Annotated in this window: 23 protein-coding genes, 1 pseudogene and 1 other annotated feature; of the genes and pseudogenes, 8 read left to right on the top strand and 16 right to left on the bottom strand. The window is 62.5% G+C overall.

From position 1 onward, the window contains the following. Positions 1-103 precede the first annotated feature (103 nt). Complete coding sequence (locus Mame_RS26025; RefSeq protein ID WP_018067100.1) at positions 104-1,396, bottom strand: ABC transporter substrate-binding protein; 1,293 nt, start codon at positions 1,394-1,396, stop codon at positions 104-106. 141 nt (positions 1,397-1,537) lie between these two features. On the opposite strand from Mame_RS26025, the gene Mame_RS26020 reads away from it, so the two are divergent. Continuing rightward, positions 1,538-2,404: a helix-turn-helix transcriptional regulator gene (locus tag Mame_RS26020; RefSeq protein ID WP_155122314.1), complete on the top strand. Its 867-nt coding sequence runs from the start codon at positions 1,538-1,540 to the stop codon at positions 2,402-2,404. A 50-nt stretch (positions 2,405-2,454) separates the two neighbouring features. Here Mame_RS26020 and hisD (Mame_RS26015) read toward each other — a convergent pair whose 3' ends face one another. The 10 genes from hisD (Mame_RS26015) to Mame_RS25970 form a co-directional block, all read right to left on the bottom strand. Continuing rightward, on the bottom strand, positions 2,455-3,741 hold the full coding sequence (gene hisD / locus Mame_RS26015) for a histidinol dehydrogenase (RefSeq protein WP_018067039.1): 1,287 nt from the start codon (positions 3,739-3,741) through the stop codon (positions 2,455-2,457). A gap of 10 nt (positions 3,742-3,751) precedes the next feature. Then, complete coding sequence (locus Mame_RS26010; RefSeq protein ID WP_018067040.1) at positions 3,752-4,453, bottom strand: RraA family protein; 702 nt, start codon at positions 4,451-4,453, stop codon at positions 3,752-3,754. Further along, on the bottom strand, positions 4,441-5,127 hold the full coding sequence (locus Mame_RS26005) for an alpha/beta fold hydrolase (protein WP_018067041.1): 687 nt from the start codon (positions 5,125-5,127) through the stop codon (positions 4,441-4,443). Before Mame_RS26005 ends, Mame_RS26010 begins: the two co-directional genes overlap by 13 nt. 2 nt (positions 5,128-5,129) lie before the next feature. Continuing rightward, positions 5,130-6,089: a cupin domain-containing protein gene (locus Mame_RS27485; protein ID WP_018067042.1), complete on the bottom strand. Its 960-nt coding sequence runs from the start codon at positions 6,087-6,089 to the stop codon at positions 5,130-5,132. A 172-nt stretch (positions 6,090-6,261) separates the two neighbouring features. Continuing rightward, positions 6,262-7,260 carry a LacI family DNA-binding transcriptional regulator gene (locus Mame_RS25995; RefSeq protein ID WP_018067043.1) on the bottom strand — a complete coding sequence of 333 codons (999 nt, stop codon included), beginning with the start codon at positions 7,258-7,260 and terminating at the stop codon, positions 6,262-6,264. A 52-nt stretch (positions 7,261-7,312) separates the two neighbouring features. Further along, positions 7,313-8,371: an ABC transporter ATP-binding protein gene (locus tag Mame_RS25990; RefSeq protein WP_018067044.1), complete on the bottom strand. Its 1,059-nt coding sequence runs from the start codon at positions 8,369-8,371 to the stop codon at positions 7,313-7,315. Between the two features lie 3 nt (positions 8,372-8,374). Further along, positions 8,375-9,253 (bottom strand): carbohydrate ABC transporter permease, encoded by an 879-nt coding sequence (locus Mame_RS25985; protein ID WP_018067045.1) that lies wholly within the window; start codon positions 9,251-9,253, stop codon positions 8,375-8,377. After that, positions 9,250-10,284, bottom strand: coding sequence for a carbohydrate ABC transporter permease (locus Mame_RS25980; RefSeq protein ID WP_018067046.1), 1,035 nt, complete (start codon positions 10,282-10,284; stop codon positions 9,250-9,252). The genes Mame_RS25985 and Mame_RS25980 overlap by 4 nt, the downstream gene beginning before the upstream one ends. 62 nt (positions 10,285-10,346) lie before the next feature. Continuing rightward, positions 10,347-11,582, bottom strand: coding sequence for an ABC transporter substrate-binding protein (locus Mame_RS25975; RefSeq protein ID WP_026173868.1), 1,236 nt, complete (start codon positions 11,580-11,582; stop codon positions 10,347-10,349). 60 nt (positions 11,583-11,642) lie between these two features. After that, entirely contained in the window at positions 11,643-12,821 is a 1,179-nt protein-coding gene (locus Mame_RS25970; protein ID WP_018067048.1) for a nuclear transport factor 2 family protein, read from the bottom strand. Between the two features lie 197 nt (positions 12,822-13,018). Here Mame_RS25970 and Mame_RS26980 point away from each other — a divergent pair, with 197 nt between their 5' ends. The 5 genes and pseudogenes from Mame_RS26980 to Mame_RS26975 all read left to right on the top strand — a co-directional run. Next, entirely contained in the window at positions 13,019-13,162 is a 144-nt protein-coding gene (locus Mame_RS26980; protein ID WP_155122313.1) for a hypothetical protein, read from the top strand. Then, entirely contained in the window at positions 13,152-14,522 is a 1,371-nt protein-coding gene (locus Mame_RS25965) for an amidase (protein WP_018067050.1), read from the top strand. The genes Mame_RS26980 and Mame_RS25965 overlap by 11 nt, the downstream gene beginning before the upstream one ends. A 39-nt stretch (positions 14,523-14,561) precedes the next feature. Next, positions 14,562-15,872 carry a histidinol dehydrogenase gene (gene hisD / locus Mame_RS25960; RefSeq protein WP_018067051.1) on the top strand — a complete coding sequence of 437 codons (1,311 nt, stop codon included), beginning with the start codon at positions 14,562-14,564 and terminating at the stop codon, positions 15,870-15,872. Positions 15,873-15,879: 7 nt separating this feature from the next. Continuing rightward, positions 15,880-16,647, top strand: coding sequence for an SDR family NAD(P)-dependent oxidoreductase (locus Mame_RS25955; RefSeq protein ID WP_018067052.1), 768 nt, complete (start codon positions 15,880-15,882; stop codon positions 16,645-16,647). A gap of 5 nt (positions 16,648-16,652) precedes the next feature. After that, positions 16,653-16,816: pseudogene (locus Mame_RS26975) on the top strand (IS3 family transposase); the annotation flags it as partial. Beyond that, positions 16,745-16,844, top strand: a sequence feature (AL1L pseudoknot). It overlaps the preceding pseudogene by 72 nt. Positions 16,845-17,355: 511 nt before the next feature. On the opposite strand, the gene Mame_RS25945 reads toward Mame_RS26975, so the two are convergent. Then, positions 17,356-17,598, bottom strand: a complete 243-nt coding sequence (locus Mame_RS25945) for a CopG family ribbon-helix-helix protein (RefSeq protein WP_051085171.1) — start codon at positions 17,596-17,598, stop codon at positions 17,356-17,358. Positions 17,599-17,718: 120 nt separating this feature from the next. Then, a complete protein-coding gene (locus Mame_RS25940; protein ID WP_018067055.1) occupies positions 17,719-18,198 on the bottom strand; it encodes a MarR family winged helix-turn-helix transcriptional regulator in 480 nt (159 codons plus the stop codon). A gap of 103 nt (positions 18,199-18,301) precedes the next feature. On the opposite strand from Mame_RS25940, the gene Mame_RS25935 reads away from it, so the two are divergent. Then, positions 18,302-19,006 (top strand): SDR family oxidoreductase, encoded by a 705-nt coding sequence (locus Mame_RS25935; RefSeq protein ID WP_026173870.1) that lies wholly within the window; start codon positions 18,302-18,304, stop codon positions 19,004-19,006. Between the two features lie 55 nt (positions 19,007-19,061). Then, positions 19,062-19,715, top strand: a complete 654-nt coding sequence (locus tag Mame_RS25930; protein ID WP_018067057.1) for an MBL fold metallo-hydrolase — start codon at positions 19,062-19,064, stop codon at positions 19,713-19,715. A gap of 279 nt (positions 19,716-19,994) precedes the next feature. On the opposite strand, the gene Mame_RS25925 is transcribed toward Mame_RS25930, so the two are convergent. From Mame_RS25925 to Mame_RS25915, 3 genes are read right to left on the bottom strand one after another with little or no spacing between them, the layout of a single operon-like run. Then, on the bottom strand, positions 19,995-20,441 hold the full coding sequence (locus tag Mame_RS25925; RefSeq protein WP_018067058.1) for a RidA family protein: 447 nt from the start codon (positions 20,439-20,441) through the stop codon (positions 19,995-19,997). Next, positions 20,441-21,661, bottom strand: a complete 1,221-nt coding sequence (locus Mame_RS25920; RefSeq protein ID WP_018067059.1) for a pyridoxal phosphate-dependent aminotransferase — start codon at positions 21,659-21,661, stop codon at positions 20,441-20,443. The genes Mame_RS25925 and Mame_RS25920 overlap by 1 nt, the downstream gene beginning before the upstream one ends. 19 nt (positions 21,662-21,680) lie before the next feature. Beyond that, positions 21,681-22,682, bottom strand: coding sequence for a threonine ammonia-lyase (locus Mame_RS25915; RefSeq protein WP_018067060.1), 1,002 nt, complete (start codon positions 22,680-22,682; stop codon positions 21,681-21,683).

The raw sequence follows: 22,682 nt of genomic DNA, 5'->3' as shown, positions 1-22,682 counted from the left end.
GCTAGCGGACATTGTCGAGACTTCCAAATCAGGAGAGGGACGGCAAGATGCCGCCGGGGTTGCCACAGGCGTCACTGCGCCTGCGGCAAAGGCTCAATCGAGCCTATTTGACCATATCATCGCCAAGCGTGTTCTTCACATAGTCGATAAGGATCTGCTGCGCGCCGGCAGCATCGGCATTGCCGAGAAGGATCGCCTCGGTACCGCGACCGATGCCTTCCATGACGGTGGAGAAGCCCGGAGCGGTCTCGACAGAGACGCCGTCTTCAAGCTGGTCCAGAAGGCCGACGAGCGGGGTGAGCTCCTGAAACTCCGGAGAGTCGATCGCGTCCTTGCGGGCCGGCAGATTGCCGGATTTCTGGGCGTAGCTGACTTCGGTCGCAATGCCGCCCATGGCTTCCAGCACCTTGACCGCGGCATCCCGATCGACGGCCGCGCTGGAGACCATCCACGGATGGTTCACGCCGACCAGCACATGGGTGTCGCCGCCATTGACGTGCGGCACCTGCCAGGTTCCGACGACATTCTCGACATCGGGGATCGGCGTCTTGGACTGCGAGCCCCAGTCGAAGATGTAGCACCAGGAGCCGCAGGTGGTGATCAGCAGTTCGCCATCCGGAAACATCTCGTATTTCGGGATAACCCAGGGATCGGGACCGAGCAGCGGATCGACCGGCAGAAGCTCGTTGTCGACCATGCTCTGGTAAAATTCGAAGACCTCGCGAACGCCGTCCGACGTCAGGTTGAAGGTGCCGTCCTCGTTGACGAGCTCGGGAGTCGAGGACTGGGCGATCAGCAGACGGAAGCTCTCGATATAGGAACCGCCGCCCCAGGTGACGCCCATCGGCATCAGCAGCGAATACTTGCCCGTCTTTTCCTTGGCCTCGATCGCGCGGTCAAGCAGGTCCTGCCAGCTTTCGGGCTGTTCGGTCGAAACGCCGGCCTCTTCCAGCAGGTCCTTGCGATAGTAGAACTGCTGCATCGCCAGCGTGACGGGCATGATGTAGATATTGCCGTCGGGATTGACGCTCAAATCCTTGGCGATGTCGTACATCTGGGACCATGCTTCCGACCCTTTCACCATATCGGTGACATCGGTCAGATAACCGGCCGAGGCGAAGTCGACGATTTCGCCGGACGACGGCAGCGAAAAGATATCTGGACCCGTGCCGGCGCTGAGCTCGGTCAGCAGCTTGGTGATGTATTCGCGATCCGGACCGGGATATTCCACGACCTCAATGTCGACCCCGGTCGCTTCTTGGAGCGCGGGCACGACGGCGTTCATCGCATCGATGCGCGCCTGACGATGCTCGGCGATGCGAACCGTTTCGGCCATGGCGGACTGCCCCATAGCGGCGGCAAGCGCGAGACCACTGACGATAAGTTTCAGCTTCATAAGTTTCCTCCCATGGTGATGCCATACTTCCGAGGCCTTCCTCACGTGAGCCCGTCTTAGACTGCACTGACCTCTCTTGACATGCTGTGAGGAATTAAAGACCATATTTTCAGGGATTTCTTGGGGGAGATTGACAAAAAAGTGGACAATATTGATCAAGCCGGCGTTCGCGTCGTAAGCCTCGCGGCGGAACTCGGCTCCACGGATGCCTTCCATATCAGCCGCAGTCTCGTGCGTCGCACGCCGCCGGTAATGCGCCATCGCCACGAATTTTTCGAGGTGTTCTGGATCACGACCGGCTACTGCACGCATTTCATCAACGCGAGGCAGGAGCAGATCACCCCGGGCATGCTGGCCTTTATCCGCCCGGATGACACGCACGCCTTCCAGAACTTCAACACCGCCCCATGCCGGATGATCAACGTGGCCTTCTCGCAGGCCACCGCCGGCTTCCTGCGGGATCGCTATGGCGACGAGCTTGGAAACCGGTTCTTCTGGTCCGAAAGCGAAACGCCCTCATCCTACCTGCTCGATCAGAAAAGCCTGGACGAACTGGATTATCTGGAAAAGGCGCTTGATCGCGGTGCCCGCACGCCGGCACGGATCGAAGCCTTCCTGCTCCATGTCATGACAACGCTGCTGTCGAATGAAACCGAGGTGCCGGGCACCGCGCCCGCCTGGCTGCTGAATGCCTGTGAAGCGATGCATGACCCCGCTTCGCTGCGCGAGGGGGTGCAGTTCCTTGTCCGCAACAGCGGCCGCAGCCATGAACATGTGGCGCGCAGTTTCCGACGCCATTTCGGCCAGACGCCCTCCTCCTGGGTGAACGGCATGCGCATGTCGCTCGCCGCCAGGCTGCTCCTGAGCGACGACCAGCCGATCCTCGACATCGCGCTTGCCTGCGGGATTGAGGACCTCAGCCACTTCTACAGGCTTTTCCGCCAAACCCACGGCGTCAGCCCCAGACGCTATCGACGCAGGCAACAGGTCGATCTCGTCGACCCCTAAACCGGACGTGGGATTTCGCTCTGCACTTGCTTCTACCCCTTGTGTGGAGCCTAGCGGGCCTGCAGCCGTTCCAGCCGGAGCGCGGCTGCGCGGCGGTGGCCTTCGAGGCCTTCGGAGGCGGACTGGCGGACCGCAGGGGGCGCGACCTGGCGGATGCCCTCCTCGTCGAGCCACTGATGGGTTACGGTCTTGATATAGGTGCCGACCCATAGCCCGCCGGTATAGCGGCCCGCGCCCATCGTGGGCAAGGTGTGGTTGGTGCCGCAGCATTTGTCGGAATAGACGACGCTGGCATTGGTTCCGATGAACAGCGAGCCGTAATGGCTGAGCCGTCTGGCGAAGGCCTTCGCGTCCTCCGTGTGCACCTGGAGGTGCTCCGCGGCGACGATATCGGAATAGGCGATCATGGTGGCCTCGTCCGGGCAGAGCGCGATCTCGCCATAGTCGCGCCAGGCCTGCCCTGCCGTTGCGGCGGTCGACAGCGTTTCGAGCTGGCGATCGACTTCGGCCAGCACCGCTTTGGCCAATGCTGCGTCGGTGGTGATCAAGCCGACGCGGGTGCGGGTGTCATGCTCCGCCTGGGCCAGCAGGTCGGTCGCGATCATCTCGGCATCGCCGGTGTGATCTGCAAGAATGAAGATCTCCGAAGGTCCGGCGAGTTGGTCGATGCCGACGGGGCCGAAGATCTGGCGCTTGGCCTCGTTGACGAAGGCATTGCCGGGGCCGACGATCTTGTCGACAGCCGGCACGCTCTCGGTTCCGACCGCCATCGCCGCGATCGCCTGCGCGCCGCCGATCCGGAAAATCCGGTCGGCGCCGGAGAGGTGGCAGCCGGCGATCATCGCCTCATGGGCGTTCGGCGGCAGGCAGGCGATCACCTCGCCGACGCCCGCGACCTTGGCCGGCACGATCGACATGACCGGCGCCGACAGCAGCGGATAGCGCCCGCCCGGCACATAGCAGCCGACCCGTTCCAGCGGAATGTTGCGATGACCGAGATGGACGCCGAGGCGGATCTCGATCTCGATTTCTGACATCGAGCCGAGCTGCGCCTCGGCGAAGGCGCGCACATTGGCAATGGCGAATTCCGTATCCGCGCGGGTCTGCGGATCGAGGCGGGAGAGCGCCTGTTCGCGCTCCTCGGCGGTTACCTCGAAGCGGGAGAGTTCGGCCTTGTCGAAACGGGCCGAGTACTCGGCGACGGCCGCATCGCCCTCGCTTTCAACGCGGGCAATAACCTCGGCAACCAGCTTTTCCACCGGCGCATTGTCGGCGGCGGCGTCGCGGCCCGGAGCCTTGATAAAGGTGACGGTCTCGGGGATCGGTAATCTGCTCATGATCTTTCTTTCAGGTGCGCGCCGCCTCGAAAGCGACCCATGCCGCCTCGAACCTGGCAAAATCGAAATCGGGTGCGCGGGCGGCGTCAAGAACGATCGCCTCGCTTGCGTGAAGTTTGCCGATCGCCGCGGCAAGGCTGGCAAGATAACCGTCCGGGATCACCACCGCGCCGTGACGGTCGGCATGGATCCAGTCGCCGGGCGCAACCGTCAGGCCGAAAACGGTGACCGGAACCGCGACCTCGGTCACGTGCACGAAGCCGTGGGACGGGCCGACAGAGCCTGCGAGCACCGGAAAGTCAGGCGCCATGTCGCCGAGATCGCGCATCAGGCCATTGGTCAGCGCGCCGGCAAGGCCGAGCCCCTTGTGGACGGTGGTGTTGACCTCACCCCAGAACGCGCCGATTGCGGCAGCGCCATCGATATCCTCGACCACGGCAATGCGCGGCCCGTCGCCATCGGCCATATGGCGGTAGTAATCCATGCGCCGGGCGCGCACCTTTTCCGGCGCTTCAGGCGAAGGGGCGAGCGCGGAGATGCGCGCGGTGCGGGTCTGGCCCACCAGAACCCCGGCCGGGTCGCTTGCCATGAGCGTGCCCCGGGTGAAGCGGTCGAAGCCGCGTTTTCCCTCGATCACCTCGATCGCGTTGCAGACCGTGGGGGTATCGACGCTTTTCAGCAGCGTCAGGAGGTCCGGGGTCAGGTCAGCCATGCGGTCAGTGCCTTCGTTGTTTCTTCGGGGGCTTCGAGGGTTGGGAGATGGCCGATGCCGGGCAATGATATCCGCACGGCATGCGGCATGAGCTCTTTCATGAGCGCGTGTCGCTCTGGCGGGCAGAGCCGATCCTCGTCGCCGGAAAGGATGAGGGTCGGACAGTCCACGCCACGCAGCATCTCGCACTGGTCCGGCCGATCGCGCAGCGCCTCCGACTGTCTGATGAAGGTCTCGGGCCCGGCCGCCATCGCCATGTCGTGGCAGAGTGCTGCAAGTTCAGGGTCTGGCCGCGCGAGATAGCGGGGGATGAAGGTGTCCTCCATCATCGCCGCAAGCGCGCCCGTTTTCGCCCGTTCGATTTGCGGCTCGCGTCCGGCCTTTACCTTCGGCTGCTCGGCAAGCGGATTGGTGGCCATCAGCACCAGCCGCTCGATGCGGTTCGGCTGCTGCCGGATCATTTCCATGGCCAGGATGCCGCCCATGGAAAGGCCTGCCAGCGCAAACCGGGGCGGCAGTTCGCCGAGCACGCGATCCGCCATCTCAGCCATGGACCGCTCGCCGGAAAGCGCCGCGCAGACGATCGTGCGCCGCGCCGAAAGCGCTGCGATCTGCGGCGAAAACAGGCGCGCGTCGCACATCATTCCGGGCAGGAAAACCAGCGGCAGCGTCACGCTCAGTCTCTCCAGGTTGCGCCGGCCGGATCGTCGGTGTCGCGCACCCGGTAGAGGCTCGCCTCGCCGGTCATCGATGGCACCAGCCGATAGTCGCGGTTCGGCGGCACGGCGCAGGTGTCGCCCGGCGCGAGAATGGCCTCGCCGCCATCCCATGTCAGCCGCCAGTGGCCGCGCATGATCATCAGCACGTCGTTGCGATCGGAGCGGATCACCTCGTCGCGGGCGGAGTTGTGGTTGAGGAAATCGACCTCGAAGCCGGGCCGGTCGCGCAGCACCCCATGTTCGCCAATCACCTTCGCCGGATGCCGGTCGGCAAGCGCCATCAGGTCCCAGTAGCGCGCGACATAGCCGGGGATCACCTCGGAGGTTGTCGGTTCGGGGAAGGCCCTGAGTTCTTCATCGGTCAGAAGCGGCATGGGCGTGACGCCATCGGGCAGCTTCTGCCCTTTCTTGCTGTCATAGAGCTTTCCGTTCTTGCCGAGAACCAGCCCATGATCGCGAGCGTCCTCTATCACCTGCGGCGCCCAGATGACGCCGCCGCCGGCGTCATTGCCGCCGAGGATCGCCATGATCATCCCGTAATCGGTGCCGATGTTTTCAAATCCGCGGAAGATGCCGGTCGGAATGTTGAAGATATCGCCCTCCTCCAGCACCACCTCGCCGGCATTGCCCCAGCGGCCCCAGAAAAACCGCCAGCGGCCCTTCAGCACGAAGAACACTTCCGCCGTGCGGTGCGAATGAAGCGAGTTGCGGCATTTCGGCGGCTGGCCGGCGGCACCAATATTGAAGCCGGGCGTATCCTTGATGTGGACATGCTGGTCCGGCGATTCCGATACGCCGCCGCCGATGATCGTGAAGTTCTCCTTCTGGTTCGAGCCGGGCGTGTGGGCGTCGATGAAGGCGGTCTTGCAGGGAACGAGCTCGCCGTAACGGACGATCCGGGCTTGCATGTCGATCATGGTATTCCTTTCCCGGCAGCCAGGGCTGCCAGCCTTTCAGGCATAAAATTGCATACGATTGCAATACTAGGAATCATCAAGAGAGGCAAGGAATTTTGCATAGGAATGCAAAAAAACGGACGGTGCGGGGTCGCGGCTCTCGGGACGGCTCGTCCTGCGCCGCTGAGGGCCGTTACCGCGTGGTGCCGCGCACGATCGGGACGGGCGGGATGCGGATCTTGCGGACATCCTGGTTGCCGTCGATCGCGTCGATCAGTTCGGCAACGGCGGTCGACACCATCTGGTTGATCGGCTGACGGATGGTGGACAAGTTGAATGAGGGCCAGGCCGCCTGCGGAATATCATCGAAGCCGACGACGGCGACGTTTTCCGGCACCCTCAATTTGAATTCCAGCCGGATGACGTCGAGCGCCGCGATCGCCATATGATCGTCGCTGACGAACAGGGCATCCGGCGGTTCGGCGACATCGAAGAGCTCGCGCGCGGCGTCGCTCGCCTCGACATAGTGGAAATTGCCGTCCGCGCGGGAATGAAGTTCTCTTCCGGCATCCTTCAAAGCCGCCAGAAAGCCGGCCTCGCGATCGATCTGGGTGGAGGCGCCTCCGAAACCTGCCAGGTGGGCAATTCGCTTCGGCTCGCCCTTAAGCAGCAGTTGCGCGGCCATGCGCCCGCCCTGGTAATTGTCGCTGGTGACGGCGCGCAACCGGTCGGCGGGCTGTTCGCGGTTGAACAACAGAACCGGAATGCCGTGGTCGCGGCAGCGCTCGGCAAGTGTGGAGGACAGAGAAACCGACACCATGATCAGGCCATCCACCTGATAGGACAGGATTTCCTGGATCACCGGCTCGACATCGCCGATCGTGCTGGAGGCCATGAACAGGAGCACGTGGTAGCCGTTCTCCTGCAGCGCGATCGACAGTTTCTCGACGGCTTCGGGATAGAACTGGTTTTCGAAATAATAGACCACCACGCCGATGATCCGGCTCTTGCCGGTGATCATCGCGCGGGCCAGAACATTGGGGCGATAGCCGAGCTCCTCGGCTGCGATCCGGATCTTCTCGGCGGTCTTCTTGGAGACCGAGGCGCCGGGCGTGAAAAAACGTGAAACGGCCGACTGGCTGACGCCGGCGCGTCGGGCGACGTCAACGGATGTGACCTGTTTGCTGTTCACGCTGTTCTCCGGGCTTGTTCCTCATTCTCCCTACAGTCAGGGGCGGTTTCTGTCACCCCTCAAGCTGCAGCCGTTCGCCGGTTGTCGCATCGAAGAGGTGGCAGGCGGCGCGCGGGATGCGGGCTGAAAGCGGCGTGCCGATCTCGGCGCGGAAATCCTTGGTGGCCTTGAGGTTGACGAGGTCGCCGCCGACCTCCACCGCCACCATCGAGGCATCGCCCAGAAGCTCGAGAGCGAATATCTCGGCCTCAAGCTCGGCCGGGCCGTCGGTCATCTCGGCGTCCTCGGCGCGGAAGCCGAGCGTGATCGGGCCGGAACGGGCGGTCGGAAACCCCGCCACCTTGATGTTTTGCGCCGAAAACACGCCGTTTTCGATCGCGCCATCGACAAGGTTCATGGCCGGCGAGCCGATGAAGGAGGCGACGAAGGTGTTGGCGGGAAAATCGTAGATCTCGGTCGGCGAGCCGACCTGCTGGATCACGCCCTTGTTCATCACCACCACCCGGTCGGCAAGGGTCATCGCCTCGATCTGGTCGTGGGTTACGTAGATCGTCGTGGTCTTCAGCTGATATTGCAGGTTCTTGATCTCGGCGCGCGTGGAGACGCGCAGCTTTGCGTCGAGGTTCGACAGCGGTTCGTCCATCAGGAACACGGTCGGCTTGCGCACGATCGCGCGGGCAAGCGCCACGCGCTGGCGCTGGCCGCCGGAAAGCTCGGCCGGGCGGCGGTCGAGAAGCTGGGTCAGGTCGACCATCTCGGCCGCCCGCATCACCCGTTCATGATGCTCGGCCCTGGGCGCCTTGCGCACCTTCAGCGGAAAGCGGATGTTCTCGTAGACCGAAAGGTTGGGATAGAGCCCGTAGCTCTGGAACACCATGGCGATGTCGCGGTCCTTCGGCTCCAGCCGGTTGACCACGCGCCCGCCGATGATCACCTCGCCATCGGTGACGGTCTCGAGCCCCGCGATCATCCGCATTGTCGTGGTCTTGCCGCAGCCGGAGGGGCCGAGCAGGACCAGAAATTCGCGATCGGCGATCTTCAGGTCGAAATTGTCGACGCCGACGACTCGGCCCCAGCGCTTGGAAACGTTTTTCAGGTGGATTTCGGCCATGGTCTAACCCTTGACGGCGCCGGCGGTGAGGCCGCTGACGATCTGGCGTTGGAAGAACATCACGAGAATGAACAGTGGAACGGTGGCCGAAACGGTGGCGGCGACCGCATACATGATGGTGCCCTCGGTCTGCACTGTTCCGAGGAAGGAATTGATCTTGGGCACCATGGTCTGGTTGTGCTGGTTCAGCAGCAGCGCCGTGACCGAGAAGTCGTTATAGGCGAGCAGGAAACTGAACAGGCCGGTGGTGATCACGCCCGGCCACATCACCGGCATGATCGCCAGCCGGAAGGCCTGGAACCGCGTGCATCCGTCCACCATCGCGCTTTCGTCGAGGTCCTTCGGGATCGACAGGAAGAAGGAATGCAGCATCCAGATGGTGAAGGGCTGGTTGATGGCGACCAGCACGATGATCGCGGTCGGCAGGTAGCCCCAGATGTTGAGTTCGAAGAAGGGCAGCAGGAAGCCCGAGACCAGGGTGATGTGCGGCATGGCGCGGAACACCAGCGCCGCGATCAGGATCCAGAACGTGTATTTGCGGGTCGAGCGCGACAGCGCGTAGCCGCCAAGTGTGCCGAACAACAGCGAGATCGAGGTGACGCAGACCGTCACGATCGCGGTGTTGAACACCGAGACGTAGAACTGGCGCTCCACCCAGGCGCCGCGATAGCCGTCGAGCGTGAACGCGCTGCCGGTCTGGCGCTCGGTCGCCGATCCGAAGATCGCGTTCCAGAACGAGACCCGGCTGAAGAAATCCGCCTCCACCTTGAACGAGCCCCAGACCGTCCAGATGAACGGGAAAGCGGCCATGATGAGCCAGATGAGCAGGACCGCCGAGGTGAAGATCGCAAGCGGTCTGGAATAGCCGATCGTGCCTTTCATGCCCGGGCCTTTCTGTTGAATTCGCGCCAGGTCCGCACCAGGACGGGGCTGAGGAGAATGACGACGCCGATCATGGTCAGGATCGAGGTGGCGGCGGCCGAGCCGAATAGCTGGTCCACCTGGCCTGTGAGGTCGTTGTAGATCAGCCAGGAGAGCGAGGTGGCGTTCGCTTCCGACGAGAACCCGATGATCGGCTCGAACACCCGGAAATTATCCATCAGCAGCACCAGCCCGACAAAGGTCGCGAGCGGCACGAGGTGCGGGACGACCACATAGCGGATGCGTTCGAACCGGTTGGCGCCGTCGATCATCGCCGATTCCAGCGTGTCCTGCGGGAGCGTCTGCAGGCCGGCGTAGAACACCACGAAGGCGAAGGGCGTCATGTGCCACGTGCCGTAGACTATCAGCGTGACCCAGGTGAGAAACGGGCTCGCCTTCAGCGAGAGCTCGGGGTCCTGGAACAGGAATTGCAAAGTGGCGCCGATGATGCCGTCGGAATTGATCATCCAGAACAGGATGAGCGAGCCGAGCAGCGGCGTCACGATATAGGGCAGCAGCGACAGGAAGATCACCGGCCCGCGATAGATCCGCGGCGTCATGTTGACGCCGAGCGCGACGGCGAAGCCGAACAAGATCGCAAGCGGCGTCACGAGAAAGGTATAGATCAGGGTGAAGCTCAGCGCCTTGTAAAGGGGAAGATTGTAGATCCGCGCGACGACATCCCTGAAACCCTGGTTGTCGGCGAGGATCGCGCCGACCTCGTCAACGGCCAGATGCGAGCGGTTGAAATAGGTGCCGAGCCCGGTGAACTTGCCGAGCGGTTCGGCGTCGCGCAGCGCCGCAGTCGCGGCTGTGTCGACGCGGGTCTCTTCCTTGCAGCCGAAGGGGCCGCAGTTCTCGACCGAAACCAGCACCTGATCGTGCTCGACGAACAGCGACTGGACCGCGACCGAGATGATCGGCAGCGCGATGAACAGCAGCATGGCAAGCGCCGACGGCAGGATGAAGGCGGCGAAATCTCGATGGCGCATGAGGATACCCCGGAACGTGATGCGGCCCCGCCATTATCGGGCGGGGCCGCGACGACGCAATATCAGTTCAGGAAACCGGCTTCGCGCGCGGCGGCGCGATAGGCGGCCTCGACATCGGCCAGCGCCTGCTCGGCGGATTCCTTGCCCTGCATGAAGTCCGGCAGTTCGGCGCCAAGTGCGGTGTGCATCAGCCCCATATAGGGCGACATCGGATAGGCCTGGGCGCCGTTTGCAGCGTTGGCGAGGATTGCTTCGGCGGTCGGCGGCGGGTTGAAGCCGGCCATCAGCCAGGCGGCGCCCGCGGGATTTTCCGTGGCGACTTCCGGGCGGATGCCGTTCATCATGGCGATGAACGAGGCTTCGGCGTCTTCATCCGAAATGTTCTTGGCAATAGTGAAGCCGTCCCACCAGAGCGCTGCCGCCGGAATGTCGCCGCCGCCGACGGTCGGCGCGGGGGCGAGGATGGTGGCCTCGCCGATTTCAGGCGCGGGGCCGTTCGGATCGATATGGCCGTTCACCATCGAGGCCCACTGGTTCATGATCGCGACCTCGCCGGCGAGATACATCGCCTTCAATTCGTTGGAGGTGTAGGTCATGTATTCCGGGCCCATATATTCGGTGAGCGCCTTCATGATCTCCAGCGTCTTCAGGCCGGTCTCGCCATCGATGGCGGGTTCGGCCGAGCCCGGCTCGAAGAATTCGCCGCCAAGGCCGAGATAGGTGTTGACGAATTCATTGCCGAGATACCAGCCGGCCTGGTCGGCGGCGGCCAGCGGATATTCCATGATCCCCTTTTCGCGGATCACCTTCGCGGCCTCCAGAATGCCCTCGATCGTGGTCGGCTGCTCGAGACCGGCCTCTTCCAGGATATCGCCCCGGATATAGAGGTTCTGGCCGTTCACCATGAAGGCGATGCCCATGACCTTGCCGCCAACCTTGACGAGCTGGGACGGCTGAAGCTGCTGGCCGTATTTCTCGACCAGATCATCCATCGGGCGGATCAGATCGTCGTTGAGCAGCGGCACGATCGAGTTATTGGCGATCACCGCAACGGTGTACTGCGCCGGATTGACCGTCAGCGCCGGGACCTGGATGGACTTGTGCTCGGTGGTCATGTTGACCTCAACGGTCACGCCGTCGCCGGCACAGGCCTTGGCGCCGTCCAGCACGGTGCCAATGGCATCGAAATCATTCGCCAGGATGCGGACGCTGCCGCCTTCAATCCCGCATCCCGCATGGGCGGCCCCCGCACCGAGAACGAGTGCCAGGGCTGCCGTTGTCAAAGTCAGGGTTTTCATTCCACACTCCGTTGGTTCGCGTCTGCGTTGGTCGCAGATCATCTTGTGGGTTGATGATGATTATTCGGCCGCCTCGGCGGTGGCCGAAGCCTTGTCGGCCATCTGGGCAAGCTTGATCTGCACCAGCATGGAAAGCTCGTCGTAAACGGTCCACTCATCAACGATCCGACCGTTCTTGTAGTGGTAGTGGGACATGCCCATCAACCGGATATGTTTGCCGGTCGGATCGCCGAGGCTTTCCAGCGCGCCGTAGCCAAGGTGATGCCCTTCCATCACCCAGCGCACGGCAACCTTGGTGCCGCCTTCGATGCAGGGCGTGGAGCAGATATGCTGCGGGGCGAACACGGCATCGGGCATGCTGGCGACGAGGCCGAGCGTCTGGTGGGTCACGGAGGCGGTGCCGTAGAGCTCCTTCATCAGCGGTCCGTGATACATCACGGTCGGCGCGTAGACGTCGCGGATCCGGCCGAACATCTTGCGATTGAAGACATCATGCAGCCAGGAAAGCGTGGTGCGCTCGATATCATTGTTGGCAATATCGAGGTTCGCCTCTTCGGCCGGGGGATACTGGCCGAGCATCAGCCCGACCTCGCCGATATCGAGCTGGGTCAGGCCCTGCGCCAGCTTGGCGGCGGCGATCTTTTCCGCATAGGGCACGGGGTCGATGCCGAGCTGGCGGATGATCGCCATCTGGTCGGACACCACCCATTCGCGGTAGATCTTGTTGCGGTGGATCATGCAATCGGCGATCGTGCGGGAGACGAAGGGCCTGCCATTGGCGGGGCCGTACTGCCCGTTCTGGGTATAGCGGCCCGAGCCGGTGACGAGATGCGAGGTGTAGAAGCCGTCCTTGTCGTCCCCGTTCCAGACCACATGCGTCGCCATCCCGTGGCGTTCCGGCAGGGAGGCCAGGCGCTGGATCGTGTCGCGCACCACGGCCTCGCGGTTATAGACATTGGCCAGCGGAGTGTAGAGCACGATATTATGGGTGTAATGGGTGTAGATCAGGCCGACATCGCGTTCGTCCCAGATCTTGTGCGTGCAGCGGACGATATAGTCGACGATATCCGAATAACAGGGATCGAAGCCATCCATGCCTTGCACGGGGGCCCGGCCCTCGGGCACCAGGTCGGTGAAGTCCGAACGCTCAACCTGCATGACGCGCCCCTCATGGGGCCCGTCGCCACGCTGCGGCTTGGCATTCTTGGTGATCGCTGTGGTCTTGTCTTCGGAACCCATATCTGTCCTCTTTACGCCGATCGGTGGTATTTCATTTGCATACGCTTGCAGTTATAGTGATCGAATTCTCCCTTCCTATCAACCAAATAATGCATACTTATGCAAATTTTTTGCATATTTTGACGCAACTATCTTTTCTTTATGGTTATTTATCTGATATTTAGCCTATGCAATCATATTCAACACGGATGCCAGGCATGGACTTCGGAAGCTTTCTCGACCGGCTCAAGGCTTTGGGCATAAAGGCGTCTGAAGAGGACGCCAGGGCCGCCTTCGGCCAGGCCAAACATCTGGCTTTGATCGGCAAAAAGCTCGCCAAAGGTAAAGTCGATGCCGCTTGACCTGACATTTAGGCAGCAGGCGGCGATGCTGGCGGCGAACGAAATGACCGCGTCGGCGTTGGTCGAGGCCGCCCTTGAGCGCATCGCGCGGCGGGACGGCGCCCTCAAGTCGATCGTCCACCTGTCGGAGACAGCGCTTGCCGAGGCCGAGCGTCTCGACTTGATGGCGCCCGAGGACCGTCCGCCGTTTGCCGGGCTCGTCTTCGGCGTCAAAGATATCATTGATGTCGCCGGCCAGCCGACCCGCTGCGGCTCCCATGCCCATAACGAGATGCCTGCCGAGGATGCCGCCGTAGTGGCCACGCTGCGCCGGACGGGCATGATCCCCGTGGCCAAGCTCGCGACCTATGAATACGCGCTGACCGGCCCTGCCTATGACCAGCCGAACCCACCGGCGCGCAACCCCTGGAACACCAACCATATCACCGGCGGCTCCTCCTCGGGCTCGGCGGCGGCGGTGGCCGGCGGTCTGATGCGGGTAGCGCTCGGCACGGACACCGGCGGCTCGGTGCGCGCGCCGGCCGCCTATTGCGGCGTTGTCGGGCTGAAGCCGACGAGGGGGCTTGTGCCCGATCGCGGATGCTTTCCGCTGTCGCGGAGCCTCGATGTCGTCGGCCCGATCGGGGCTTCTGTCGACGACGTGGCGTTCGTGCTCGAGCGGCTCATTCCCGGCTTTGCGCCGGTGGCGCCGAGACAGGACATTGCCGGGCTCGTCATCGGCTATGCCCGCGACTGGTTTGCCGATGATCCGCATACCGATGCCGCCGTGCTGTCTGCGCTGGACGATGCCGCCGGAAGGCTTTCGATGCTCGGCGCGCGGATCAACTTGGTCGATCTGCCGGATTATCAGCCGCTCGAGGACGCGGCCACCGTGATCCTGCAGGCCAAGGCGCTTGCCGTGCACAAGGAGGGCCTTGGCCGCAATTACGAGGCCTATGGCGTCGATGCGCGGCGCAACCTGCTCACCGGCGCGTTGCTGACAGATGAGCACGTTGCAGCGGCGCAATCGGTCGCGGCCGGGTTCCGTCTTCGGGTCGATGAGGCATTGCAGACATGTGCGGCGCTGCTGACGCCGACAACGCTCGGACCCGCGCCTGCTTTCACCGATTTTCGCGATGGTCCGGTCTGGACGCCGATGCGCACCATGCCCTTCAACATGAGCGGCCACCCGGCGATTTCGCTGCCCTGCGGCCTCGGCGACACCGGTCTTCCGCTCGGTGCCCAGCTTGTGGGCGGCTTCGGGCAGGAGCGCATGCTCATCCGGATAGCCGGGGCGCTGGAACTGGTCAGCCTGCCGCTGATCTGTCCCGTGCCGGCCGAAAATAATGACCTTTCCCATCGCGAACCCGCAGAGATCTGACAATCGCGGCGCAATTCACCGACGAAAGAGAGACGTTCCATGACGATCACCCATATCAAGCGAGGCAAGCCCGAGACCGAGCGTTCCGACGATGACCTCAAGGTGCGCAGCACCGTCGAGGGCATCCTCAAGGACATCGAACAGCGGGGCGATGCGGTCGTGCGCGAACTGTCGGAGAAGTTCGACAACTATACGCCCTCCGCCTTCCGTCTGACGTCCTCGGAGATCGAGGCGCTGATGAACCGGGTTTCGACGCGCGACATGGAGGACATCAAGTTTGCCCAAGCGCAAGTGCGCAATTTTGCGCAGGCCCAGCGGGATTCGATGCGCGATATCGAGGTGGAGACCATGCCCGGCGTTATCCTCGGCCACCGCAACCTCCCGGTCCAGTCGGTGGGCTGCTATGTGCCGGGCGGCAAGTTTCCGATGGTGGCGTCCGCGCATATGTCGGTCGCGACCGCTTCGGTGGCAGGCGTTCCACGCATTGCGGCGGCGACGCCGCCCTTCAGGGGCGAGCCCAATCCGGCGGTGATCGCGGCGATGCATCTTGGCGGCGCGCACGAGATCTACGTGCTGGGCGGCATTCAGGCGGTGGGCGCGCTGGCGATCGGAACCGAGACGATCGACCCGGTGCATATGCTGGTCGGGCCGGGCAATGCCTATGTGGCCGAGGCCAAGCGCCAGCTTTTCGGCCGGGTGGGGATCGACCTGTTCGCCGGCCCGACGGAGACCATGGTGATCGCCGATGACACGGTTGATGGCGAATTGTGCGCAACCGATCTTCTGGGCCAGGCCGAGCATGGCTATAATTCGCCGGCGGTGCTGGTCACAAACTCGATGAAGCTCGCCGAGGCAACGCTTGCAGAAATCGATCGTTTGCTGAAGATCCTGCCCACGGCCGAAACCGCGGCAAAAAGCTGGGCGGATTACGGTGAGGTCATCGTCTGCGATAGCTATGAGGAAATACTGCAGGTTTCCGAGGAGATCGCATCCGAGCACGTGCAGGTGATGACCGACCGCGATGACTGGTTCCTGGAAAACATGCGCTCCTATGGCGCGCTGTTTCTCGGCCCCCGCACCAATGTCGCCAATGGCGACAAGGTGATCGGCACCAACCACACGCTGCCGACGCGTCGGGCGGGGCGCTACACCGGCGGGCTCTGGGTCGGCAAGTTCCTCAAGACCCATTCCTACCAGAAGGTGCTGACTGACGAGGCGGCGGCCAATATCGGCGCCTATTGCTCGCGGCTTTGCATGCTGGAAGGCTTTGTCGGTCATGCGGAGCAGGCGAATGTCCGCGTGCGCCGCTATGGCGGGCGCAATGTCGCCTATGGCACGGCAGCCGAGTGAGGCCGGGATGTTGAAACTACCCCGCACGCCCTCGTTCCGGCTGGATGGCCGCGCCGCCCTCGTCGTGGGCGCATCCTCCGGCATCGGCCTTGCAGCAGCCGCCGCGCTGGCCGAAGCCGGCGCGCGCGTCACGCTCGCCGCGCGCTCGGCGGACCGGCTTGATGAAGTCGTTTCCGCGTTTGCGGAGGCCGGATACGAGGCGCGGGCGATGGCGCTCGATGTGCAGAATGTCGAGGAGACGGAGGCGCGGGTCGCAGAAAGCGGCCCCTTCGACATTCTCGTCAACAGCGCCGGCATTGCACGCCACGCGCCGGCGCTTCAGACCTCGCTTGCGGATTTCGACCTGACCACCGACATCAATCTGCGCGGGGCCTATTTCCTGACCCGCGCCGTCGCTTCCATGTTGATTTCTGCCGGTCGGCCCGGTTCGCTCATCAACATTTCCTCGCAGATGGCCCATGTCGGCGGCATCGACCGCGCAGTCTACAGCGCCACCAAGCACGCGGTCGAAGGCTTCACCAAATCGATGGCGATCGAGTGGGGCGGCCACGGCATTCGCGTCAACACGATCTGCCCTACCTTCATCCGGACGCCGCTCGCCGAACAGACCTTTGCCAATCCCGAGCGGCTGAAATGGGTCGAGGACAAAATCAAGCTCGGCCGCATCGGCGAGGTCGAGGACATCATGGGCGCCGTCACCTTCCTCGCCTCCGACGCCGCGTCGCTGATCACCGGCAGCGCCTTGATGATCGACGGCGGCTGGACGGCCGACTGAGGCGGATTGGGACGACCGAGGAACGAGATCGGATTAAAGCGCTCGAACCTCAGAGCCGTAAGCTGCGCCGGGCGCATGAGATATCGTGCAAGGCGCCAGCTTATTCTGCGCAGGTGTAATTCGACCGCCCGCTGAAGCGATCATCGCCTTCATTGAAGATCAGCGCGTCGAACCGATCTGAAGGGTCCTGCCGACCGTTTCAATCGGTCGAAGGTCTCTTCAGGAGGTGTATCCAAAATGTGGACCTGACGAAGGGCTTCCAGTCGCTCTTCTTCGTTCTCCGGTAGCGGCGAAAGGCCGGGCGCTGGCTGCGCGCGGTAGTTCAATTTGGGCTTCCTCCCGATCTTCAGAAAGACACTCCGGCCATTTTGGCGTTGCCGATCATACCTAGACCGGTGGGACCAACACGCCCTGCAGCATCTTGCTCTTTCGGAGGATGGATTAAAAATATCCAGCTTCTTTTTGATGCCGGATTCCCAGAATAGTTATCTGCGTATCATCAATAAGATACTGTGGGATATACCCTCTGTCACCGAAGTCGATGAGTCGTTCCCGGGCCTCCTCGGGCATGTCATCGACCATCCGGCCAAGGTGAGGATCTTCAGGCTTTGGCGAATGGTCTCATCAGCACGGCGGGCGGCATCGGGTTCTTCGGGCGCAGGAAGTCTCAGAGTCGTTGCAAATCCCGGATGGCTGCCGGGGCAAATATTACCTGTAACATTCAGGCGCATGCAGCTCGTTGTCCGTTCCCCAGCTTTCCAGCCAGCGGTCCACGTCTTCAGCCGTCGCGTGAATGCCGGTTTCTTGGAACTCTTCCCAAGCACGCACCGTATCGCGCCGCAAAGCTTCACGCTTCTCCTCACGTTCAACATACTGCGAGATCGCTTTCCGCATGATCCAGTGCGACGTTCGTTGCCGCGCTTCCGCCAGATGCCAAGCGCGGCCTTTCATGTCGTCATCGAGCTTGATAGACGTTAGCTGATGCCACACGAGCCTCCGTATCGAAAGGTACTACCTGTTGACACTATATGGTCCGGTTTGTCGAGGGCCGCAGAGCTACCTGACATGGATCTAAACGGAGGTCTGACGAGCGGTGCCCTTGCTTCCTGAAGCGTCGCCCTTCCGGCGCTCGATGAGCCTGGTCTCAATATGCCTCAGCGTTGCGTTGACCGCTTCGAGCTGACGGTCATCTTCGATCAGTCCCGAGAGGTCGCGGCTCCAGACCTCCTGCATTCTTTTGAAGTTGGCCTTGGCGCGGTCGGTCAGATAAAGCCTCTTCCCCCGCGCATCGCGCTCGTCCGTTTCCTGCCGCAGCAGGCCTTTTTCGGTCAATCCGCGAAGAACGCGGCTGAAATTGCTCGAGGGCAGAAGGGCAGCCTCGGCGGCTTCGCGCGCGGACGTGCCGGGGTTTTGCAGAACATGGCGCATCACCAGGATTTCGACCGGCGTGCACGGTCCGGGTTCGAGGCCGTCCGGAACAGACAAATGACGTCCGACGGCGTGAATCAGGTCAGCGAGCGTGTAGAGCTTGCGCGCGGTGTCGTCGTTCATGGTTGCCATTTTGCCTATTATATGATAGTTATCTTATGATAGCATCATTTAGCCCATCGGCATAGGCTCGGACCTCCAGCCGGCCACAACAGGGGTAAACGGCATGAACATTCAAGGTTCCGTCATCATGATTACCGGCGCATCGTCCGGCATCGGCGCTGCGACGGCGCGGGCGGCGTTCGCCGCCGGCGCGCGCCTTGTCCTGCTGGCGCGGCGCGAGGATCGCATCACCGAACTCGCCGAAGAACTGGGCAATGCCCTTGCCGTTCGGTGCGATGTCACCGACAGGGATCAGGCTGAAGACACCTATGGACGGGTCGACGTGCTGGTCAACAACGCCGGTCAGGGACTCGAAGCCGCCATCGAAGATATCGCGATCGAGGATTTCCGGGATATTCTCGACCTCAACCTGGTGGCGCCGCTGATCATGATGCAGGCGGTGCTTCCACTGATGCGCGCCCAGGGCGCCGGCGCCATCATCAATGTGAGCTCGGGGGTGACGTTTTACCCGCGCCCGCATAGCGTCGCCTATAACAGCGCCAAGGCAGGACTCAACATGCTCTCCGCCGTGGCGCGCGCGGAACTGGCCGATCAGGGAATCGCGGTCTCGACCATGCTTCCCTTCGTCACCGCCACGGAATTCACCGATGCACTCAAGGCCGGCAGCGAGGCGGCCAGGGCCGAGCCCGCCGCGGCCGTGGCCCACACGCCAGAGAGGGTCGCGGACAGAATTCTCGACCTGATCAGGAGCGGCGACGAGCGGGCGGATCTCGTTCCCCAACGTTTCGGCGGATCGCTTGCGGCGTGATGATGGACAGCAGCCGCAACATACAAGCCGCACAGTCAATGAACGGAGGAAGCCAATGCTGACGCAGGTCACAAGCAACGAAATTTCCCTGCCCAATCTCTTCACCACGTCGGCCGCGGACCTGCCCTTCATGCGCGACGTCGTCGTCCGGTCCTTCCTCATCAAGGGAGAGAACGGCACACTGGCGATCTACAACGCGCCGGGCCTGTCGGAAAGCGCCACAATGGAAGGCGGCGCGCCGAAAACGCTGCTGATGAGCCATTGGCACGAGGAAATGTATGGGCCGCCCGAGCTGGACCTGACGCCCTATGTCGCGGCAGCCGATCGGGCCGAGACGGCACGTTCCCTGCCAAATGTCCGGACCTTCGATGCGTATCAGAACAACCAAGCGTATATCGACATCATCCCGACGCCCGGTCACACCGCTGGCTCCGCCATGTTCCTCTGGACCTGCGGAGACCACAGGGTTCTGTTCAGCGGCGACAGCATCTGGAACCATGACGGCCGATGGGAGGCGGTGGTGCTCGGCGAAAGCAATCGCCAGAATTACATCGCCAGTCTGGAAGCCATTGCAGAACTGGACTTCGATGTGCTGATCCCGTGGGTGGCAAGACGCGGGACCCCTTGCGTGAATGTGTGCGACAGGCATACGGCGCGGACCAGCGTTCTGGAGATCGCTCACCGCCTCAGGCAGGGAGAACCCACATGAGGCAGCGAGAGTTATATTCGTCACACACCTGTCGGCCGTCCTGAAACGCATGGTATCCCGGTGCAGCAAACAGCCCGCCGAGCCAGCGCATGTTCCACCGATCCAGTTGACGCAAGAACCCGGTGCACGGGAATCACGGTGAAAATCCGAACGACAAAGAGTGCATAAGTCACTAACTCGATGCTGCCAATTTCAGCAGTGACACAACCTGTCAGTGGGGTTCGTCACAAAGGTCTTGAAGGGATTCGAACCTTACACCTAGCCATCCGATCATCGGTGTCATTCAGAAACCGCTTCGGGCACGACATGGTTTGCCGTCGCGATCATAGACACTTCAACGGTGGCATCTCTCGGCAGGGAACTCACTCCGACGGCAGCCCGGCTGGATATGCCATCATTTGTATACTTTTCCAGGAAGCTTGAAGCAAAATCGGCGATCTTGCTGTGAAGGGTATATCCCTCCGGTGCGTTCACATAGACCGTCAGGTTTAGAACCGAAACTATCTGTTCGCCATCGAACAGTTGGGACCGCGCTGCCCTCAGCGCATTCCCGGCAGCCAGTTCCACCGCCTGCCGGTAGGTTTCGACCGGGGCATCCGGCGCAACCTTCCCTACGTGAAGAAGTTGGCCGTCTTCTCTTGGCGTCATTCCGGAGACGAAGATCAGATCGCGGTGACGCTTTGCCGGGAGATAGCGTCCCTGCGGTCGCGGTGCGCTCCGGTCCATCAGCTGTTCTCGCCGCGATAGCGGCGAACCATCTCGACGATGCGCTTGCCGGCTTCGACGGTTGCCGCATGATCCTGCGAGAAGTTCAGCCGAACGCTGTTGGGGTGAGGCCCGAATTCGGTTCCGGGTGTTACGATGACATTGGCTTGATGCCGAAGCAGCCGCACGAAATCCTGCAGACCGACTGAAAGCGCAGGCAGGGTCGGAAACAGGTAGCTTCCTGCTTGTGGTGCGCGCGCATCAAGACCGCCGCTGCGGAAAACCGCGAGGAGATCGTCCCTGATCGCCTGATGCAGGCGGATCCGCTCGTCCATCCATCCCTCCGGCTCATTGAACCAGGTCCTGAACACGGCCTGGTTATAGCCTGCCGCGCGCAAGGACACGATGGCCTGCAGCTTCTCCATCCTCCCGACGATTGACGCGGAGCCGAAGGCCACGCCGAGCCGATAACCGCTGAGCGACTCCGTCTTCGACGGTCCCATGATGGTCAGCACCTTCTCGGCCGGCAGGCCGCGCGCCCGGATATGGGTATAACTTTCGCCGTCATAGCGCAGCCGGGAATAGAGCTGGTCCGCGATGATGGTGACGTCGAATTCGCGGGCGAGTTCGACGATGCTGTCGATCTCACCTGTTGAATAGACGGCGCCGGTGGGGTTGTTCGGATTGGAAAACAGGAAGGTTCGCGCCCCGGCCTCGAACGCGGCGCGCAACTGCGAAAGATCCAACCCGGCTTCGGCGGTCGAATTCATGTAATGCATCGCCACAGGCATCACCTGGCCGCCGAAGAACTGGACCAGCTTGCGGTTGGCGAAGTAGTCGGGCTGCACGATCGCCACCCTGTCGCCATCCGAGACCACGGAGGCGACCGCCAGAAACAGCGCGCCCTGCGTTCCGGGCGTCAGGATGACCCCGTCGTCCGCGGAAACGGATGCCCCTGTAAACGCCGCAAGCCGCTCCGCCAGTTCGGCGCGAATGTCGGACGACCCGCGATATTCGGTATAGGCCTGACGGCCGCCGGCTTCGACGGCTTCCGAAAACCGGTCGAATGCGCCCGGCGTGGGCGTGAAGGCATCAACGTCGCCATGCGAGAAATCGACGAGACGGCCCGAGAGTTTGTCGCCACGCATGATCTCGCTGATATTGCCGGCATTCTGTCGGACTTCCTGCCCCGGCGCGTTGTCGGTTGCGAGTGTGGCGAATTTTTCGGTGATGGAAACCATTTCAACCTCGTTGAGAGAATTACAGTGTGATCGATTGAACGTCGGCGGCGTTGAGAGCGTGCGTGAAAATCGTCGGTTCGACATTACCGCCGGAGATAATGACGATCACGGTCTTCCCGCGAACGGCCTGAGGATCGTTCAAAAGCGCAGCCAGCGCGATGACGCCTCCCGGTTCGGCGACCAGACGCAGTTCCTCGAAAGCGTAGCGGATCGCCCGCAACACCTCCGGATCAGACGCGACCAACACCTTTGCCAGACCCTCACGGTTAATCGAAAACGGCAGTTCGGCGGGCGTCGGCGCCAGAAGCGCATCGCAGATCGAGCCGGAGAGAGCCTGATTGACTTCGCGCTTTCCGCTTGCAAGCGAACGCCGCGTATCGTCGAAATCCTCCGGCTCGACGGCCCAGATTTCCGCGCTGGAAGGCACTGCTCTTGCCGCAAGGCATGTTCCCGCCGAAAGACCGCCTCCCCCGCAAGGCACCATGACCGTATCGACCGCGATGTCCCCGACCTGCTCGAACGCTTCCGCAGCGACGGTTGCCTGCCCCGCAATGATAAGCGGGTTATCGCCGGGCGGCACGATGGCGACGGGTGATTTTTCGGCGATTTCGGCGGCGATCTGTTCGCGCGACTGGGTGTGGCGGTCATAGAGCACCACGTTCGCGCAATTCTCGCGCGCCTTGCTGATCTTGATCGCGGGCGCATCGGCTGGCATCACGATGGTTGCGGCGATGCCGAGCATCCGGCCAACCGTTGCGATCGCCTGACCATGATTGCCTGTCGAATAGGCCACGACCCCACCCGGAAAAGCCGCGCGATCCAGCCGCGACAGGCAGTTATAGGCGCCCCGGAACTTGAAGGCGCCGGTACGCTGCAAGTTCTCGCATTTGATGAAAACCCTGGCGCCGGTCATGGCGTCGAGCTTTTCGGATCGCAGCAGCGGCGTGCGAACCGCCACGCCTTCAAGCGTGTGGCGCGCCTCGATAATGTCGTTGGCGGTGGGGGCTATGAGGTCAGTCAT

The sequence above is a fragment of the Martelella mediterranea DSM 17316 genome (genome assembly GCF_002043005.1).
In the GTDB taxonomy this organism is placed as follows: Bacteria; Pseudomonadota; Alphaproteobacteria; order Rhizobiales; family Rhizobiaceae; genus Martelella; species Martelella mediterranea.
Note: the sequence above shows the minus strand (reverse complement) of the source record. Positions and strands in the feature narration are given on the sequence as shown.

Excerpts from the sequence above, each read along its gene's own strand:
- Mame_RS25945 (WP_051085171.1), bottom strand. The coding sequence starts at position 17,598 with ATGAAAGGCCGCGCTTGGCATCTGGCGGAAGCGCGGCAACGAACGTCG.
- Mame_RS26980 (WP_155122313.1), top strand. The coding sequence starts at position 13,019 with ATGGACTTCGGAAGCTTTCTCGACCGGCTCAAGGCTTTGGGCATAAAG.
- Mame_RS25940 (WP_018067055.1), bottom strand. The coding sequence starts at position 18,198 with ATGAACGACGACACCGCGCGCAAGCTCTACACGCTCGCTGACCTGATT.
- Mame_RS26025 (WP_018067100.1), bottom strand. The coding sequence starts at position 1,396 with ATGAAGCTGAAACTTATCGTCAGTGGTCTCGCGCTTGCCGCCGCTATG.
- Mame_RS25965 (WP_018067050.1), top strand. The coding sequence starts at position 13,152 with ATGCCGCTTGACCTGACATTTAGGCAGCAGGCGGCGATGCTGGCGGCG.
- Mame_RS25970 (WP_018067048.1), bottom strand. The coding sequence starts at position 12,821 with ATGGGTTCCGAAGACAAGACCACAGCGATCACCAAGAATGCCAAGCCG.
- Mame_RS25955 (WP_018067052.1), top strand. The coding sequence starts at position 15,880 with ATGTTGAAACTACCCCGCACGCCCTCGTTCCGGCTGGATGGCCGCGCC.
- Mame_RS25930 (WP_018067057.1), top strand. The coding sequence starts at position 19,062 with ATGCTGACGCAGGTCACAAGCAACGAAATTTCCCTGCCCAATCTCTTC.
- Mame_RS25925 (WP_018067058.1), bottom strand. The coding sequence starts at position 20,441 with ATGGACCGGAGCGCACCGCGACCGCAGGGACGCTATCTCCCGGCAAAG.
- Mame_RS25990 (WP_018067044.1), bottom strand. The coding sequence starts at position 8,371 with ATGGCCGAAATCCACCTGAAAAACGTTTCCAAGCGCTGGGGCCGAGTC.
- Mame_RS26010 (WP_018067040.1), bottom strand. The coding sequence starts at position 4,453 with ATGGCTGACCTGACCCCGGACCTCCTGACGCTGCTGAAAAGCGTCGAT.
- hisD (WP_018067051.1), top strand. The coding sequence starts at position 14,562 with ATGACGATCACCCATATCAAGCGAGGCAAGCCCGAGACCGAGCGTTCC.
- hisD (WP_018067039.1), bottom strand. The coding sequence starts at position 3,741 with ATGAGCAGATTACCGATCCCCGAGACCGTCACCTTTATCAAGGCTCCG.
- Mame_RS25915 (WP_018067060.1), bottom strand. The coding sequence starts at position 22,682 with ATGACTGACCTCATAGCCCCCACCGCCAACGACATTATCGAGGCGCGC.
- Mame_RS25920 (WP_018067059.1), bottom strand. The coding sequence starts at position 21,661 with ATGGTTTCCATCACCGAAAAATTCGCCACACTCGCAACCGACAACGCG.
- Mame_RS25985 (WP_018067045.1), bottom strand. The coding sequence starts at position 9,253 with ATGAAAGGCACGATCGGCTATTCCAGACCGCTTGCGATCTTCACCTCG.
- Mame_RS25935 (WP_026173870.1), top strand. The coding sequence starts at position 18,302 with ATGAACATTCAAGGTTCCGTCATCATGATTACCGGCGCATCGTCCGGC.
- Mame_RS25975 (WP_026173868.1), bottom strand. The coding sequence starts at position 11,582 with ATGAAAACCCTGACTTTGACAACGGCAGCCCTGGCACTCGTTCTCGGT.
- Mame_RS27485 (WP_018067042.1), bottom strand. The coding sequence starts at position 6,089 with ATGATCGACATGCAAGCCCGGATCGTCCGTTACGGCGAGCTCGTTCCC.
- Mame_RS25980 (WP_018067046.1), bottom strand. The coding sequence starts at position 10,284 with ATGCGCCATCGAGATTTCGCCGCCTTCATCCTGCCGTCGGCGCTTGCC.